Origin of the sequence: Pseudomonas sp. B21-019 (assembly GCF_024749225.1) — a bacterium.
Lineage (GTDB): Bacteria > Pseudomonadota > Gammaproteobacteria > Pseudomonadales > Pseudomonadaceae > Aquipseudomonas.
Map to the genome: position 1 here is coordinate 3,594,936 of NZ_CP087193.1, position 17,253 is coordinate 3,612,188.

The following is a 17,253-nucleotide window of genomic DNA, read 5'->3' on the forward strand; positions in this document are numbered from 1 at the left end:
AACGCACCGCTACTGGCATGTAATGGGTCCATAACTATAAGGACTGACCCCCATGCCGCGTGCCCGACGTGTTCTGTTGCGCCCTTCTCTCGCTGCGCTGTCGCTGAGCCTGTTGCTGGGCACCGCGCAGGCCGAAACAGCGCTGTTCTCCGCCGACGGTTATCGCATCGGCCTGTACCGCAGCCCGACCCCGACTCAGCTCCAGGGCGCGAACATCATCGACACGCCCGCCCTGCAAGACCTGCTCAAGCAGACGCCCCGGCCGGTGCTGATCGATGTCTACCGTCGGCAATGGCTACAGGGCCGTTTCATCGAAGACCAGCCCCACGAAAACCTGCCCGGCAGCCATTGGTTGGCCAATACCGGTGACGGCGATCTGACGCCCGACTGGCAAGACTATTTTGCACGTAACCTGAACACATTGACCGCTGGCGATCACACGCAACCGTTGGTCTTTTACTGCCGCTCCGATTGCTGGTTGAGCTGGAACGCGGTAAAACGCGCTGCTTCCATGGGCTATAAAACACTGTATTGGTACCGCGACGGACTGGATGCCTGGCAAGCGGCGAATCTGCCCGTGACGCAGGCGAAGCCCGAGCCTTTTCCCTGACTTGAGCACTTGCGTGTTGTTGCCACACCCTGAAAAAAAATAATGAGGTGAAAGGCCATGTACAAAATTCTGATTGCCGACGATCACCCGCTGTTTCGCGAAGCCATTCATAACGTCATCAGCGACGGTTTCCCCGGCAGCGAGGTCATGGAAACCGCCGACCTCGACAGCGCCCTGGCCTTGACCCAGGAACACGACGACCTGGACCTGATCCTGCTCGACCTGAACATGCCCGGCATGCATGGCCTCAATGGCCTGATCAACCTGCGCAACGAGGCGCCGACCATTCCGGTGGTGATCGTCTCGGCCGAACAGGACAAGCAGATCGTGCTGCAAGCCATCACCTATGGCGCGGTGGGGTTCATCACCAAGTCCTCGCCACGGGTGCAGATGACCGAGGCCATCCAGCAGATTCTCAATGGCAATGTGTACCTGCCGCCAGACATCATCCGCACGCAAAAAAGTGGCGCCAGCCGGCGCCTGAGCGAGACCCCGAGCTTCCCGCCGGAGCTGCTCCAGGCGCTGACCCGCAAACAGCTGCTGGTGCTTGAGCGCATGACCAAGGGCGAGTCGAACAAACAGATCGCCTACACCCTGGAAATCGCCGAAACCACGGTCAAGGCCCACGTCTCGGCGATCTTGCGCAAACTCAATGTGCACAACCGGGTGCAGGCAATATTGAGTGCCGGGGATATTGATTTCGGGTCGTATCTTCGGCGGTAACTGCCCGGTCTGAAAGCTGACCTGTGGCGAGGGGGCTTGCCCCCGTTGGGTCGCGAAGCGGCCCCCTGCAAATTCTCAGATGCACCGAGTCGCCTGGATTTACGACTGCTTCGCAGCCGAACGGGGCGGTGCGGCGTTCCGACAAGCTCCCTCGCCACAGGTTAGGTGTTATCTGGATGGGCCGAGCAAATAACTCATCGCCGTCTTGAGCTTCATCGGCCGCACCGGTTTGTGCATCAGGGTGTGGCCCAGTTCGCGGATCTGCTGTTTGAGTTCGTTGCTGTAGTTGGCGGTGATCATCATCGCCGGGATCGCCGAGGCGCGACGGGCGTTGATGCGGGCCACAGCGTCGACGCCGTTCTGCTCGTCATCCAAGTGATAGTCGGCGATCAGCAGGTCGGCTTCGGCGTGATAATTATCCACTTGCCGCGCCAGGTCCTCCTCCGAGAGTGCCGTGACCACCCGGCAGCCCCAACCTTCGAGCAAGGTGCGCATCCCGGCACAAATTGCCGCGTCGTTGTCCAGCACCCACACCCGTGCACCGCGCAGGCGCTCGAGCATCGGTTCACTCATCAACAAACTCGGCAATGCCTTCGGCGCCGTGGCGCTCAAAGGCACTTCGACGGAAAACATTGAGCCCTTGCCCGGCCATGAACGCACGTGAATCCGGTGGCCAAGAATACGCGCGATTTTCTCGACGATCGCCAGGCCCAGCCCCAAGCCGCGATCTTGATCCGGACGCTGTACGTCACCGCGTTTGAACTCCTGAAAAATCTCCTCCAGACGGTTCTCGGCAATGCCCATGCCGCTGTCCCAGACTTCGATGGTCAGCCGCTGGTGATGGCGCCGGCAACCGAGCACCACCCGCCCGCTGTAGGTATAGCGAATGGCGTTGCTCAGCAGGTTGCGCAGGATCCGTGCGAGCAATTGAATGTCACTGCGCACCAGCGCCGAACACGGGATGAAATGCAGCTCGAGGCCTTCACTGCGGGCTACTTGGGTGTATTCGGCGGCGAGGTTTTCCAGCAATTCGCTGAGGGCGAACGGCGCAATGTCGGCCTTGATCACCCCGGCATCCAGTTTGGAAATGTCCACCAGTGTGCCCAACAGGTTTTCCACGTCCTCCAGGGAATTGCTGACGTTGCGCACCAAATTCTCGTTGGCCACTGGCTCCCGGCGCTCCAGCAACGCGCTGGTAAACAGCCGCGCGGCGTTCAGCGGTTGCAGCAGGTCGTGGCTGACGGCGGCGAGAAATTTGGTCTTCGACAGGTTGGCCTGCTCGGCCTCCAGCTTGGCCTCGCGCAAGCGTGATTCCACGCGCCGACGCTCGTCGATTTCACGCAGCAATTGGTCATTGAGGGTGGTCAGTTCGGTGGTGCGTTCGCGTACCCGCAACTCAAGGTTCTGATAGGCCTGATGCAGCGCCTCGGCGGTACGGCGGCGCTCGGTGATGTCGCGGATCAACACGAAAATCCCCACCACTTCCCCGCTGGCCAGGCGGTTGGGCACGTAGGAGCGCAGCATGTAGCGCTCCTGATTGTTGATGTTGGTTTCGGCGAACTCGAACGTCACGCTCTCGCCGGCCAAGGCACGAGCCACATAGGCCTCGAGGCGCTGATAGTGCTGCTCGCTGTGCACTTCGCGCAGGCTCTGCCCGAGCATTACGCCCCGGGGCCAGCAGTACCATTCTTCGTAGACTTTGTTGGTGAATTCATAGACCAGATCGGCATTCAGGTAGGCGATCAGCGCCGGCACGTGGTCAGTGATCAAGCGAATCCAGCGCTCGCTTTCGCTGAGGGCTTCGGCGTGCTGGTAGCGTTCGGTGATGTCGGTGAAGGTGTTGACGAAGCCGCCGGTGGGCAACGGATGGGTGCGGATTTCCAGGACCCGGCCATCGTAGAGGCGCTGCTCGCATTCCTGCACGTATCGCCCGTTGGCATCACGACTGGCCGGGGTCAGCAGGTTCAATTCGCTGTCGGCGATCACTTCGGCGAACGGCCGATGAGCCGCCACCGGGGCCAGGCCGCTGAGTTCCAGGAAGCGCCGGTTCCACAACTCCAGAATGCCCTCGGCGTTGACCATCGCCACCCCTTGGGACAGGTTGTCGACCGCCCGTTGCAACAGGTGCGACTTTTGCGCCACGGCCTGCTCGCGGCGCAGGGTTTCGCTGAGTTTGACGTCGGTAATGTCGGTGAACAGAATCACCCGCCCGCCTTCCTGGGTCGGCCGCTCGCTGACTTGCAGCCAGCGGCCATTGTGCAGGCGATAGAGCAGGCTTTCGTCGACAGGCGACCGGGGTTCTTCACTGAACAACCCGGTAGAAGTCATCAACCGTTTGACCTCACTCAGGCGCATGCCTGCGTTGATCCGTACCCGGCTGTTACCCCAAAACGCCTTGAAACGGCTGTTGAACAGCACGATCCGCTGCTCGGCGTCGAACAGCACAAAAGCGTCGGAGATGCTTTCGATGGCGTCGATCAAGTGTTGATGGGCGGTTTCGGCTCGTAGCCGCGCTTCGCTGAGCAAATGGTTGCCAGCCTTGAGTTCGGCCATGGCCTGGTTCAGGGCGTCGGTGCGCTCACGCACCTGTTCGGCCAGCACCACCGAATGCTGGAACGCCGCATACGGGTCGTTGCCCCGGGTGATGCCGGACTCGATGCGTTCGATCAGCGCGTCATTGATGCGCTGCAATTTTTGGTTTTCGTGCCGCAGGCTGGCGATTTGCGCCTGAAGGTCAGCGCTGTCCAGGGGCGCGTCCTCGGGCAATGGCAACCCCGGTGAAGGTCTGGTTGATGTGCATGCCATTGAACTGTTCTCCGTAGGTGTTGAAACCCATCACCCGCTGGTCCCGCAAAAACGCGCCGATTTGCTCGAGACTGCCGGCGTCTTCCAGTTCCAGGCGCCGGAGAAAACAGTCGCAGCCGATGGTCAGCAACAAGTCCCCGAGACGCTCGCGCAAACCCTCGAACAGGCCTTGCAGATTCGGCAACATGGGGCCGGGTTTCATGACGGTGAGGACGATGCCGTTTTCCACCGCACAGTAGAAACTCAGGCTCAGGTCTGGGTGAACCTGCTGGATCGCCCGCACGTAATACTGATCGTTGATCCGCACCGCCAACGGGTGTGCGGCAAAGGTCCGGTAATCGAGGTCGGCCACCGCCACGCCGATATGCCGGGCGTACTCCTCGGCGGCCGGTTCGGCGTTGAGCTCGAATACCCGGCGCGAAGTGCTGTCGGCGGCGGTGACCACCAGTTTTTCAGCCCTGGGCAGGATGTGGTGGGTGGTGAAGACTTCGAAGTCCAGCCAGGTATTGACCAGCACCACCACCGCCGCACCGCTGTGAAACTCGCCGCCGAAATACACGTGGGTGTGGGTCAGGTAATTGTCGTCGCCGGCCGAACCACCGAAATGCGGAATATCGCCCAATGCCGCGCTCAAGGCGGCGAGCACCATTTCTTCACGGCTGGACAAGCCATCGAGCAGGGTCAGGGCAAAGCTGTTGCCTTTGATCGGCGCCAGGGTGTTGCTACGACAGCCACTGACCAGGCGCTCGACCATTTGCTGGGCATCGATCAGGCTGAAATGCTCCATCTCATCGATCAGTTCGGTAGAGATGGAAAAGTGCCGATGATCGAAGCCCACCGCGGTCACGCAGCTGCGGCCATAACCTTGGGGGGTGATTTCGCCGGCACTGGTGCAACCCACCAGCCGAATGCCGCCGAAGCTCTGCTGCAACGCCTGCCCCAGTGCCTGCAAGTCGTACTCGGCGGAACAGAAGAACAGCACGAAGCCCAAATGCGGGTGCAAGAGTTGTCGCGCCAGATCCTGCGCCGCTTGCTGGGCATCGATGGCCTGGGACATGGCACTGACCACACCGTCGCTCTGAACCTGCTGCATCGTCGCCCCTCGCCTGTATGAGCTTCGAGTGTACGAAGCCTGCGGGTGGTGACGAATGCTACTTGGGTAGCGGGTGGGTGGTTCGATGGGATGAGAGGGGGATTTGCGTGTGGCGAGGGGGCTTGCCCCCCGTTGGACTGCGCAGCAGTCCCCAAAATTGGCCGATGCGCGACCAGAATCGGGGGTCGCTTCGCGACCCAACGGGGGCAAGCCCCCTCGCCACAGGCAAGCCCTCTAGCCACAGGCAAGCTCCCTCGCCACAAGTGGTGCTCAGTCAGCCAGTTACCAGGTCAACACCGCCCCCACCGCAAACGTATCGGTGTTCTCATTCTGGGCGCTGGTGTCGTGGCCGTTGATTTCGAACTGGTTGTACTCGGCCACCAGCTTGAGGTTGTCGTTGACGTCATGGAACAGCGCAACGCCGCGGGTTTCGTAATCAGCGCCGCTGCCGACCACGCCGTTACCGTCGTCCTTGGTCTTGCCGTAAGACAAGGCCAGGCGGTTTTTGCCCAGTTTGTAGGAGCCCTGCAACAAGTAACCGTTGCTGTCGACATTGCGCAGGGTCGGTTCGCCGGCGTTGTTGGTGAAGAACGGGTTGATGCCTTTGGCCTGGAAACCGGAACCGGTCAGCGACAGCCCGCCCATCTTCGCCTGCACACCGTAACCGACACCTTTGGAAGTGACGGACTCGACGTTGGAGTCGGTGTTGTCCGAGGTCTGGTAGCTGCCGTTGAGCCAGCTGTAAATCTTCGCTCCGCCAACGTCGAACTGATAGGTGATCTCGCTCTCGGTGCGCGGGTTCTTCTGGTAGGCCTTGCCGGTTGCACTACTGTCGTTGGTGTCGACCGGGTCCATGATCCCCACCGCGACCCGCAAGCCGTCCATCATTGGGGTGCGATAGGTAATCTGCGACGTCGGGAACGGGTACGGATAGCCGCTGCCGATATTGCCGAACGACACCCCGCCGCCGTCCACCAGGCCCAACGTATCGCTGACCTGACCGTAACCGGCGAGCAGTTCGTCGAGCAGGATGTTGGAGCGGGCAAACAGGCCGAAATCCTTGCCGATCAGCACCTCGCCCCACTCCAGGTTGGCCACCGTACCGTAGAACTGCCGCACGTCGATGGCGGTGTCGGTGCCGTTGGTTTCGCTGTCGTTGATGGTCACCCAGAACGAGGCCCGGGCGCCGAGCTTGAGGTCATCGACCTGCTTGCCCATGTTGAAACCCAGATAGTTAGGTAAAAAGCCCATCTTCACCCGCGCCTGGCGCCGGTCGTACTGATCGCCGGCCCGGTCCACGTTGCTGTTGACGTAGAAGGCGTTGATGTAGCCATCGGTGGAGAATGTGGTCTGGTCCTTGTCGTACAGCATGATCTCGGCCTGGGCCATTGAGCTCAGGCCCAGGGATGACAGACTAACGATGAAAGCCGGCAAGAAACGATGCTTGAAATTCTTATTGTTGTGCATGACGCGCTCCGCTACGGGGACTTGATGTCGGAGGCGATTATCGAAAGCGGACAGGCGGCGTCATACGCTGCCTTGGGGGCGGTTGTCAGGTGCTTTGGGCTGGCCGGTAGCGCGCGGCAAATTCGGCGTAAGACCGCCCGTCGGCCAGGCCCGGAACTTAGGACGTAAGCCTGTGGACCCGACTGGCGTCCACAGGAACTGGTGGCCGCTAGGCGAGCGCTCTAAACAGCATGTAAACGGCGATCACCACACAGACGCTGGCAAAGCCCATCTGCAGCCCCCGGGCCGGCACCCGCGCGCAGAGTTTTCGACCGAGGATCATCCCGACGATGCTGGCGACGATGAACGACACGCCCAAACCATCGATCCGCACCCCGGCGTGAAACGCGCCAATCACCCCGATCACCGAGATCAGGCTGATCACCATCAACGACGTGGCGACGATCCCGCGCATCTGCACATCGGTCAGTTGTTTGAACGCAGGCACTATCAGAAAACCGCCACCGACCCCGAGCAGCCCCGAGACCACACCGGTCACCGCGCCAAGCGTTGCAAGGGTCGCAGTGCATTTGGCGGTCCAGGAGAAACGCCCGGTCTGTTGATCGAGCATGCAGTTTTTCTGGCCCCAGTTGGCGTGGCCGTGATCGCTCGGGCCGGCGTCGAGCTTTTCCGGGCGCAGCATCCGCCAGGCCACCATGACCATCAGCAGGCTGAACAGAATCATCAGGATCTTTTCCGGTAACTGATGCGCGAAGTAGATGCCCACCGGCGAAAACACCGCGCCGAGCAAAGCAATCAACAACGCCGCGCGATAGCGCACCAGGCCATGGCGCAAACCGTCGATCGCACCAACCGCCGCCGCACTGCCCACCGCGAACAAGGCGACGGGCGCCGCTTGGGTCATGGTCAGACCCAGCCCAAGCACCAAGGCCGGCACCGCAAGAATACCGCCACCGGCTCCGGTCAAGCCGAGCACCAGGCCCATGACCAGGCCAAAAAAACTTGCCAACAACATAAAACACTCATGATCCGCGAAAAAAGGCCGGGTACGCCCGGTATCGATTGAGTGACAGGATAGAGCCCGCACAGTTTTTTTCATCAACTGAATGGATGCGGGGCTGGCCAATGCAGGGAAAATGAAACTACCCTCAAGACCTGTCCAAGAAGAAACGGCCACCATGCTCGCCTTGATTGAAGCCTTCCTCGACCCCGCATCCAAGACCTACAGCTACGTGATCTACGAGCACGACGGCGGGCAATGCGCGATTGTCGACCCGGTGCTCGATTACAACGCCGCCGCCGGGCGCACTTCGACCGTCCAGGCCGACAAGATTATCGACTTCGTTCGCCAACACCAGTTGCAGGTGCAATGGCTGCTGGAAACCCATGCGCATGCCGACCACTTGTCGGCCGCGCCGTACCTGCGTCAGGAACTGGGGGGCAAGATTGCGATTGGTCAGTCGATCAGCCAGGTTCAGGGCGTGTTCAAAACGCTGTTCAATCTTGAACCGGGATTCAGGGTCGACGGTTCGCAGTTCGATCACCTGTTCGCGCCGGACGAGTCATTCCGCATCGGCAACCTCAAGGCCACGGCCCTGCATGTGCCAGGGCATACTCCGGCAGACATGGCTTATTTGATCGACGGCGATGTGATTCTGGTGGGCGACACGTTGTTCATGCCGGACGTCGGCACCGCGCGTTGCGACTTCCCCGGTGGCAACGCCAACCAGATGTTTGCCTCGATCCGTAAGCTGCTGGCCTTCCCCGCCAGCGTGCGCCTCTTCGTCTGCCACGATTACCCGCCCGAGGGCCGCGCCCCGCAATGCCAGAGTACGGTTGGCGAGCAGCGCAAAAGCAACATTCATATTCACGACGGCGTCGACGAAGCCTCCTTCGTCGCGATGCGCACCCAGCGTGACGCCGGTTTGTGCATGCCGACGCTGTTGCTGCCGGCGATTCAGGTGAATGTGCGGGCGGGGAATCTGCCGCCGGCGGAAGATAATGGCGTGACCTACCTGAAAATCCCGATTAATAAGCTGTAAATCAAGATCAAAAGATCGCAGCCTTCGGCAGCTCCTACGGGGTCGGGTGCATCCGCAAGATCACGGTGCACACGGTCAATGTAGGAGCTGGCGAAGCCTGCGATCTTTTGATCTTCAATTGGCCAGGGTCAGGCCATTCGCCGGCAACGGCAGCGCCGTTTTGTACCTGACCTGCTTGAGCGCAAAGCTCGAACGAATGTTCGCCACCCCCGGCACCTTGGTCAGGAAGTCCATCATGAAGCGCTCCAGCGACTGGATGGTCGGCACCAGCACGCGGATCAAATAGTCCGGGTCGCCGGCCATCAAATAGCACTCCATCACTTCAGGGCGATCCGAAATCGCCTCTTCGAAATGCTGCAGCGCCTCTTCCACCTGCTTCTCCAGGCTGACGTGAATGAACACATTCACATGCAGCCCCAGCAAGTCGGCATCCAGCAACGTCACCTGCTCGCGAATCAGCCCTAATTCTTCCATCGCCTTGACCCGATTGAAGCACGGCGTGGGCGACAGGTTCACCGAGCGCGCGAGGTCGGCGTTGGTGATGCGCGCGTTCTCCTGAAGGCTGTTGAGAATGCCGATGTCGGTACGGTCCAGTTTGCGCATGAGATAAAAACACCTGTTTTTTATGTTTATGCAGATTTTTTATCCTCAAATGACCTTCAGTGCAACGAAACACAGAGAAATATTCTTCTTGGCCCGGCCTATGATTGTTGTAGGACAAGAATTCTTTTACCGAAGAATGACTGCCAGCTCACTACAAGAAATTCACAAGATCGAGCGTAGAAGCCATGAACCAAGCGTACGAACCGCTGCGCCTGCACGTTCCCGAACCTTCGGGCCGTCCCGGCTGCAAAACCGACTTCTCCTACCTGCATCTGACCGATGCCGGCACGGTGCGCAAACCCCCAATCGACGTAGAACCGGCCGATACCGCTGATCTGGCCAAAGGCCTGATTCGCGTGCTCGACGACCAGGGCAATGCCCTCGGCCCATGGGCTGAAGGCGTACCCGTCGAGATCCTGCGTAAAGGCATGCGCGCCATGCTCAAGACGCGGATCTATGACAACCGCATGGTGGTCGCCCAGCGCCAGAAAAAAATGTCGTTCTACATGCAGAGCCTCGGCGAAGAAGCCATCGGCAGCGCCCAGGCCCTGGCCCTGAACATCGACGACATGTGTTTCCCCACCTACCGTCAGCAAAGCATCCTGATGGCTCGCGAAGTACCGCTGGTGGACCTGATCTGCCAACTGCTGTCCAACGAGCGCGATCCGCTCAAGGGCCGTCAGTTGCCGATCATGTACTCGGTCAAAGAGGCCGGTTTCTTCACCATTTCCGGCAACCTCGCCACCCAATTCGTCCAGGCGGTGGGCTGGGGCATGGCCTCGGCGATCAAGGGCGACACCAAAATCGCCTCGGCGTGGATCGGCGACGGTGCCACTGCTGAATCGGACTTCCACACCGCCCTCACCTTCGCCCATGTGTACCGTGCGCCGGTGATCCTCAATGTGGTCAACAACCAGTGGGCGATCTCGACGTTCCAGGCGATTGCCGGCGGTGAAGCCACCACCTTTGCCGGACGCGGCGTCGGTTGCGGCATCGCCTCCCTGCGGGTCGATGGCAACGATTTCTACGCGGTCTACGCTGCATCCGCCTGGGCTGCCGAACGCGCGCGGCGCAACCTCGGTCCGACCATGATCGAATGGGTCACCTACCGTGCCGGCCCGCACTCGACCTCCGATGATCCTTCCAAATACCGTCCTGCCGACGACTGGAGTCACTTCCCGTTGGGTGACCCGATTGCACGCCTCAAGCAGCACCTGATCAAAATCGGTCAGTGGTCCGAAGAGGAACACGCCGCCGTCAGCGCCGAACTGGAAGCCGAAGTGATCGCCGCGCAGAAAGAAGCCGAGCAGTACGGCACCCTCGCCGGCGGTCAGATTCCGAGCGCCGCGACCATGTTCGAAGACGTCTACAAAGAGATGCCGGAGCATTTGAAGCGCCAGCGTCAGGAGTTGGGGATCTGACATGAACGATCACAACAATAATATTCAGTTGGAAACCGCCATGACCACGACCACCATGACCATGATCCAGGCCCTGCGCTCGGCCATGGATGTGATGCTTGAGCGTGACGACAACGTCGTGGTGTTCGGCCAGGACGTGGGCTATTTCGGTGGTGTGTTCCGTTGCACCGAAGGCCTGCAGACCAAGTACGGCACCTCCCGCGTATTCGATGCGCCGATTTCCGAAAGCGGCATCGTCGGCGTCGCCGTGGGCATGGGTGCTTACGGTTTGCGGCCGGTGGCCGAGATCCAGTTCGCCGACTACGTGTACCCGGCGTCGGACCAGATCATTTCCGAAGCGGCGCGCTTGCGTTATCGCTCGGCCGGCGAGTTCACCGCGCCGATGACCCTGCGCATGCCCTGCGGCGGCGGCATCTATGGCGGCCAGACTCACAGCCAGAGCATCGAGGCGATGTTCACCCAAGTCTGCGGCTTGCGCACCGTCATGCCATCCAACCCTTACGACGCCAAAGGCCTGCTGATCGCCTCCATCGAAAACGATGACCCGGTGATCTTCCTCGAGCCAAAACGTCTGTACAACGGCCCGTTCGACGGTCACCACGAGCGCCCGGTGACCCCATGGTCGAAGCACCCGGCCGCGCAAGTGCCGGACGGTTACTACACCGTGCCGCTGGATGTTGCCGCCATCACCCGTCCGGGCAAGGATGTGACCATCCTGACCTACGGCACCACGGTTTATGTGTCGCAAGTCGCCGCTGAAGAAACCGGCATCGACGCCGAAGTCATCGACCTGCGCAGCCTGTGGCCGCTGGATCTGGAAACCATCGTCAAGTCGGTGAAGAAAACCGGACGCTGCGTAGTTGTTCACGAAGCGACCCGTACCTGCGGATTCGGCGCCGAGCTGGTCGCGCTGGTGCAAGAGCATTGCTTCCACTACCTGGAAGCGCCAATCGAGCGCGTGACCGGTTGGGACACCCCCTACCCGCACGCGCAAGAGTGGGCGTATTTCCCTGGTCCGTCCCGTGTGGGCGCGGCTTTGCATCGGGTTATGGAGGTCTGAATGGGCACGCACGTTATTAAAATGCCGGACATTGGCGAAGGCATTGCAGAAGTTGAATTGTCTCAGTGGCACGTCAAGGTCGGCGACATGGTCGTCGAAGATCAGGTGCTGGCCGATGTCATGACCGACAAGGCGATGGTCGACATCCCCTCGCCGGTGAACGGCAAGGTGATTGCACTGGGCGGACAGCCAGGCGAAGTCATGGCGGTCGGCAGCGTGTTGATCAGCATTGAAGTCGAAGGCGCGGGCAACGTTAAGGAATCGACTGCGCCAGCGGCTGTTATTAAAGAAGCACCTGTGGCGGCGCCGAAAGTTGAAGCCGTCGTAGAAAGCACACCGGCTGCAGCGGCCCCGCGTCCGGCTGCCGCTTGCCAAGGACCGATGGTCGCGCGTGAAGCCGATGAACGTCCGCTGGCCTCCCCGGCCGTGCGCAAACATGCGCTGGACCTCGGCATTCAATTGCGTCTGGTGCGTGGCAGCGGCCCTGCCGGGCGGATTCTGCACGAAGACCTCGAGGCTTATCTGGCTCAGGGTCAGTCGAACGCATCGACCGCCAGCTCCGCTTACGCCCAGCGTAACGACGAACAGCAAATCCCGGTGATCGGCATGCGCCGCAAGATCGCCCAACGCATGCAGGACGCCACCCAGCGTGCCGCCCACTTCAGTTACGTCGAAGAAATCGACGTCACGGCCGTCGAAGAGCTACGCGCACACCTGAACGAAAAACACGGTGCGACCCGCGGCAAACTGACGTTGCTACCGTTCCTGGTGCGCGCCTTGGTCGTGGCCCTGCGCGACTTCCCGCAGATCAACGCCCGTTACGACGACGAGGCCCAGGTCATCACCCGCCTCGGCGCGGTGCATGTGGGCGTCGCCACGCAAGCCGACATCGGTTTGATGGTGCCGGTGGTGCGTCACGCCGAAGCCCGCAGCCTGTGGGACAACGCCGCGGAGATCTCCCGTTTGGCCACGGCTGCACGCACTGGCAAGGCCAGCCGCGATGAGCTGTCCGGCTCGACCATCACCCTGACCAGCCTCGGCGCCCTGGGCGGCATCGTCAGCACGCCGGTGCTGAACCTGCCAGAAGTGGCGATCGTCGGCGTGAACAAAATCGTCGAACGACCAATGGTGATCAAAGGCCAGATCGTGATCCGCAAGATGATGAACCTCTCCAGCTCCTTCGATCACCGCGTGGTCGATGGCATGGACGCGGCGCAATTCATCCAGGCCGTTCGTGGCTTGCTCGAACAACCCGCTACCCTGTTTGTGGAGTAAGTCAGGCATGCAAACTTTAAACACCACGCTGCTGATCATTGGCGGCGGCCCTGGCGGTTACGTGACAGCGATCCGTGCCGGTCAGTTGGGCATTTCGACCATTCTGGTGGAAGGCCAATCGTTGGGCGGCACCTGCCTGAACATCGGCTGCATTCCGTCCAAGGCGTTGATCCACGTCGCCGAACAGTTCCATCAGACACAGCACCACAGCCAATACTCGGCGCTGGGCATCAGCGTATCGGCGCCGACCCTGGACATCGGCAAAAGCGTCGAGTGGAAGGACGGCATCGTCGATCGCCTGACCACTGGCGTCTCGGCACTATTAAAGAAGCACAAGGTCCAGGTCATCCACGGCTGGGCGAAAGTGATCGACGGCAAAACCGTTGAAGTCGGCGACACGCGGATTCAGTGCGAGCACCTGGTGCTGGCCACCGGTTCGACAAGCGTCAACCTGCCAATGCTGCCGATTGGCGGGCCGATCATCTCTTCCACCGAAGCACTGGCGCCGAAAAGCGTGCCGAAACGACTGGTCGTGGTCGGTGGCGGTTACATCGGTCTGGAGCTGGGGATTGCTTATCGCAAACTCGGCGCCGAGGTCAGCGTGGTCGAGGCGCAGGATCGTATTCTGCCGGCCTACGATGCCGAACTGACCCATCCGGTGCACGAAGCACTCAAACAACTCGACGTGAAACTTTACTTGAAGCACAGCGTTGAAGGCTTTGATTCATATATAAATTCTCTACAAGTTCGTGACCCGAACGGCGACATCCTGAATCTTGCAACCGATCAGGTGCTGGTGGCCGTCGGTCGCAAACCCAACACCCAGGGCTGGAACCTCGAAGCCTTGAACCTGGACATAAACGGTTCGGCGATCAAGATCGACAACCGTTGCCAGACCAGCATGCGCAACGTCTACGCCATCGGCGACCTCAGCGGCGAACCGATGCTCGCCCACCGGGCCATGGCCCAGGGCGAGATGGTTGCCGAACTGATCAGCGGCAAACACCGCGAATTCAACCCGACCGCCATTGCCGCCGTGTGTTTCACCGACCCGGAACTGGTGGTGGTCGGCAAGACCCCGGACGAGGCCAAGGCTGCGGGGCTGGACTGCATCGTGTCGAGCTTCCCGTTCGCCGCCAATGGCCGGGCGATGACGCTGGAGTCGAAAAGCGGCTTCGTGCGGGTCGTGGCGCGGCGTGACAATCATCTGATTGTTGGCTGGCAGGCGGTAGGCGTGGGTGTTTCGGAGTTGTCGACGGCGTTCGGTCAGAGCCTGGAAATGGGCGCCCGGCTGGAAGACATCGCCGGCACCATCCACGCGCATCCGACGCTCGGCGAGGCGGTGCAGGAAGCGGCGTTGCGTGCGTTGGGCCACGCGCTGCACCTTTAAAGACTAACGCAACCCTTGGTAGCAGCTGTCGAGCACCGCGAGGCAGCGTTCGGCGGCGAAGCCGTCGCAAAACCGGTCATCGCATTCTTTCAGGCAGACCGCGTCAGGCGGATTACGACGACTTCGTCGCCGAACGCTGCCTCGCGGTGCTCGACAGCTGCTACAACGAGGTGCATCGATGGTCGCGGAGTTCGTAATCCGGGCTGCGATTTAGGCCCGGAATGAAGTATTGTTGTCCCCATCCAGAAAAATGTCAGAAGCCTTGAACCGTTTCGGCGGTTGTTAAGTGATAGAGGGTGTCATGGGTAACGAAAGCATCAATTGGGACAAGCTGGGTTTTGACTACATCAAAACAGACAAGCGCTATCTGTCGCACTGGCGTAATGGCGAGTGGGACAAAGGCACCCTGACCGAAGACAACGTGCTGCACATCAGCGAAGGCTCCACTGCCCTTCACTATGGCCAGCAATGCTTCGAAGGCATGAAGGCCTATCGTTGCAAGGACGGTTCGATCAACCTGTTCCGTCCGGATCAGAACGCTCTGCGCATGCAACGCAGCTGCGCGCGTCTGCTGATGCCGCAAGTGTCCACCGAACAGTTCATCGAGGCGTGCAAGGACGTGGTCCGCGCCAACGAGCGTTTCATCCCGCCTTACGGCACCGGCGGCGCGCTGTACCTGCGCCCGTTCGTGATCGGCGTGGGTGACAACATCGGCGTGCGTACCGCGCCCGAGTTCATCTTCTCGATCTTCTGCATCCCGGTCGGCGCCTACTTCAAGGGCGGCCTGACCCCGCACAACTTCCTGATCTCCAGCTACGACCGTGCAGCCCCACAAGGCACCGGCGCAGCCAAGGTCGGTGGCAACTACGCCGCCAGCCTGATGCCTGGCTCCCAAGCCAAGAAGGCACACTTCGCCGACTGCATCTACCTGGATCCGCTGACCCACACCAAAATCGAAGAAGTCGGCTCGGCCAACTTCTTCGGGATCACCCACGACAACAAGTTCGTCACCCCGAATTCCCCTTCGGTGTTGCCGGGCATCACCCGTCTGTCGTTGATCGAACTGGCCAAGACCCGTCTGGGCCTGGAAGTGGTTGAAGGTGACGTGTTCATCGACAAGCTGTCCGACTTCAAGGAAGCCGGTGCTTGCGGTACTGCCGCGGTGATCACCCCGATCGGCGGCATCAGCTACAACGACAAGCTGCACGTGTTCCACAGCGAAACCGAAGTCGGCCCGGTCACCCAGAAGCTCTACAAAGAGCTGACCGGTGTACAGACCGGCGACATCGAGGCGCCAGCGGGCTGGATCGTCAAGGTTTGATCTGAGGCGACTGTCCGTTTGAACACAAAAGCCCGGCCATCACATTGAAGGCCGGGCTTTTTTTCGCCCGCGTTTCGCGCAAAACGTCACTAGACTTGCCACGTGCAACCACCATCAACAGGTGCCACCAAAACCATGGGTAAATTCTGGCGAAAGTATCTGGCCTTGCTGGACACCGACTTCACCTCGCAAGTGTTCGACAACATCAAGAACCTACTGGTGTGCGCCCTGCTGTTCGCGGCGGGCACCAACGCGTTGCATGGCGGCCATCACGTGTTCATGGGATTGTTCGCTTCAAGCCTCGCCGGTTGGGGGTTGATTGCAACGTCAGCGCTGCTGATGTTGCTCAATATCAGCGACGGAATACGCCGGCTGTCCAGGTTGCAGTATCACACCTCGTTTCAGATCATTCTGTTTCTGGTTTACCTGGTGCTGGCGGTGCGGGTGGTGGAGATTGTCTGGGACTTCAGGGCGTAGCGGTCACGGCACGAGGTGTTTGCCAACTCAGCTCATCCTGAGCGATTCGGGCGAACAACCACTCCACAAAGATCCGCGTGTGCGCCGTCACGTCCGGCGCAACACCGTAGTAATAACGCGGCAACGGCATGCGCAACTCGGGCAGCGGGCAGATCAGGCGTCCGCTCGAGATATGGCTGCCCAACAAAGAGGTCGGGCACAGGGCAATGCCCTGTCCGTCGACTGCGGCCTCAAGCACCAGGTGCATGTGATCGAACTGCCGGGTTAGCTGAGTGGCTGACTGGCCTTGACCAAAGTGCATGGCCCAATTGTGCCAGTCTTCGCGGCGTGCCTTGGCAGTCAGCAATGTATGCCGACTCAGGGACGTGAGGTCTTCAAGTGGCAGGCGCTCGATCAGCGATGGCGCCGCGACCAGCAACAGTTCGTCTTCGAACAGCGCTCGCGCCTCAATCGCCGGTGCCCAATCATCGCGACCACGGCGAATGACGATATCGAACCCGTCGCGTGCCTGATCGGGTGCCTGGGTCTGGGTGATCACCTGCGGCTTGATGCCGGGGTGCTGCGCAACGAAATCCGCCAGCCTGGGCGTCAGCCAAAGCATGGCGAAGGACGGACGCACATTGATCTTCACCGTAGGCAGCGAGGCATGCTGCTTGAGCGCAGTGGCGGCATTGGCGATCTGCGACAGCCCGGCGCTGACCTGCTCATAGAAGCGCTGTCCGGCTGGCGTGAGCACCGATTGACGGATACGCCGCTCGAACAGCAGCACACCCAGGTACTCCTCGAGCAATTTGATGTGCCGGCTGACGGCACTGTGGCTGACATGCAGCTCTTCGGCCGCCAGGCTGAAGCTCTGATGACGAGCAGCAACGGCGAAGGCGCGAACAGCATTAAGAGGCGGTAGTTGATCCATCATGCGTCTAATTTAGTCACCTATGCGCCGTAATTAAAGCGTTTGTCACACCC

Annotated in this window: 15 protein-coding genes; 9 read left to right on the plus strand and 6 right to left on the minus strand. The window is 60.6% G+C overall.

The annotated features are described in order from the left end of the window. The first annotated feature begins 52 nt into the window (after nucleotides 1-52). Both LOY36_RS15950 and LOY36_RS15955 read left to right on the plus strand, forming a co-directional pair. Nucleotides 53-610 carry a PQQ-dependent catabolism-associated CXXCW motif protein gene (locus LOY36_RS15950; RefSeq protein WP_258668759.1) on the plus strand — a complete coding sequence of 186 codons (558 nt, stop codon included), beginning with the start codon at nucleotides 53-55 and terminating at the stop codon, nucleotides 608-610. Between the two features lie 57 nt (nucleotides 611-667). Continuing rightward, on the plus strand, nucleotides 668-1,333 hold the full coding sequence (locus LOY36_RS15955; RefSeq protein ID WP_258668760.1) for a response regulator transcription factor: 666 nt from the start codon (nucleotides 668-670) through the stop codon (nucleotides 1,331-1,333). Between the two features lie 168 nt (nucleotides 1,334-1,501). On the opposite strand, the gene nahK is transcribed toward LOY36_RS15955, so the two are convergent. The 4 genes from nahK to LOY36_RS15975 form a co-directional block, all read right to left on the minus strand. After that, nucleotides 1,502-4,099 carry a hybrid sensor histidine kinase/response regulator NahK/ErcS' gene (nahK, locus tag LOY36_RS15960; RefSeq protein WP_111453488.1) on the minus strand — a complete coding sequence of 866 codons (2,598 nt, stop codon included), beginning with the start codon at nucleotides 4,097-4,099 and terminating at the stop codon, nucleotides 1,502-1,504. Beyond that, nucleotides 4,068-5,231 (minus strand): nitric oxide-sensing protein NosP, encoded by a 1,164-nt coding sequence (gene nosP / locus LOY36_RS15965; protein ID WP_096480056.1) that lies wholly within the window; start codon nucleotides 5,229-5,231, stop codon nucleotides 4,068-4,070. Before nosP ends, nahK begins: the two co-directional genes overlap by 32 nt. 282 nt (nucleotides 5,232-5,513) lie before the next feature. Then, the gene (locus LOY36_RS15970; protein WP_258668762.1) at nucleotides 5,514-6,698 is read right to left on the minus strand and encodes a porin; all 1,185 of its coding nucleotides are present in this window, start codon (nucleotides 6,696-6,698) and stop codon (nucleotides 5,514-5,516) included. Between the two features lie 208 nt (nucleotides 6,699-6,906). Beyond that, on the minus strand, nucleotides 6,907-7,713 hold the full coding sequence (locus LOY36_RS15975; protein WP_258668764.1) for a sulfite exporter TauE/SafE family protein: 807 nt from the start codon (nucleotides 7,711-7,713) through the stop codon (nucleotides 6,907-6,909). A 163-nt stretch (nucleotides 7,714-7,876) separates the two neighbouring features. On the opposite strand from LOY36_RS15975, the gene LOY36_RS15980 reads away from it, so the two are divergent. Further along, nucleotides 7,877-8,740 carry an MBL fold metallo-hydrolase gene (locus LOY36_RS15980; protein ID WP_258668766.1) on the plus strand — a complete coding sequence of 288 codons (864 nt, stop codon included), beginning with the start codon at nucleotides 7,877-7,879 and terminating at the stop codon, nucleotides 8,738-8,740. A gap of 114 nt (nucleotides 8,741-8,854) precedes the next feature. On the opposite strand, the gene bkdR is transcribed toward LOY36_RS15980, so the two are convergent. Beyond that, complete coding sequence (gene bkdR / locus LOY36_RS15985) at nucleotides 8,855-9,343, minus strand: Bkd operon transcriptional regulator BkdR (protein ID WP_017339472.1); 489 nt, start codon at nucleotides 9,341-9,343, stop codon at nucleotides 8,855-8,857. A 185-nt stretch (nucleotides 9,344-9,528) separates the two neighbouring features. On the opposite strand from bkdR, the gene LOY36_RS15990 reads away from it, so the two are divergent. The 6 genes from LOY36_RS15990 (at nucleotide 9,529) to LOY36_RS16015 (ending at nucleotide 16,287) form a co-directional block, all read left to right on the plus strand. Beyond that, nucleotides 9,529-10,764 carry a 3-methyl-2-oxobutanoate dehydrogenase (2-methylpropanoyl-transferring) subunit alpha gene (locus LOY36_RS15990; RefSeq protein WP_018929723.1) on the plus strand — a complete coding sequence of 412 codons (1,236 nt, stop codon included), beginning with the start codon at nucleotides 9,529-9,531 and terminating at the stop codon, nucleotides 10,762-10,764. A gap of 1 nt (nucleotide 10,765) precedes the next feature. Then, nucleotides 10,766-11,824, plus strand: coding sequence for an alpha-ketoacid dehydrogenase subunit beta (locus tag LOY36_RS15995; RefSeq protein WP_019648882.1), 1,059 nt, complete (start codon nucleotides 10,766-10,768; stop codon nucleotides 11,822-11,824). Then, nucleotides 11,825-13,099: a dihydrolipoamide acetyltransferase family protein gene (locus LOY36_RS16000; protein ID WP_258668767.1), complete on the plus strand. Its 1,275-nt coding sequence runs from the start codon at nucleotides 11,825-11,827 to the stop codon at nucleotides 13,097-13,099. It begins immediately after the preceding gene. Between the two features lie 7 nt (nucleotides 13,100-13,106). After that, nucleotides 13,107-14,489: a dihydrolipoyl dehydrogenase gene (lpdA, locus tag LOY36_RS16005; RefSeq protein WP_258668769.1), complete on the plus strand. Its 1,383-nt coding sequence runs from the start codon at nucleotides 13,107-13,109 to the stop codon at nucleotides 14,487-14,489. A gap of 301 nt (nucleotides 14,490-14,790) precedes the next feature. Then, nucleotides 14,791-15,810 (plus strand): branched-chain amino acid aminotransferase, encoded by a 1,020-nt coding sequence (locus LOY36_RS16010; protein ID WP_258668770.1) that lies wholly within the window; start codon nucleotides 14,791-14,793, stop codon nucleotides 15,808-15,810. Nucleotides 15,811-15,945: 135 nt separating this feature from the next. Next, nucleotides 15,946-16,287, plus strand: coding sequence for a hypothetical protein (locus tag LOY36_RS16015; RefSeq protein WP_019648879.1), 342 nt, complete (start codon nucleotides 15,946-15,948; stop codon nucleotides 16,285-16,287). On the opposite strand, the gene LOY36_RS16020 is transcribed toward LOY36_RS16015, so the two are convergent. Next, nucleotides 16,277-17,203, minus strand: coding sequence for a LysR substrate-binding domain-containing protein (locus LOY36_RS16020; protein WP_258668772.1), 927 nt, complete (start codon nucleotides 17,201-17,203; stop codon nucleotides 16,277-16,279). The two genes, LOY36_RS16015 and LOY36_RS16020, sit on opposite strands and share 11 nt — an antisense overlap. Between the last annotated feature and the right edge of the window lie 50 nt (nucleotides 17,204-17,253).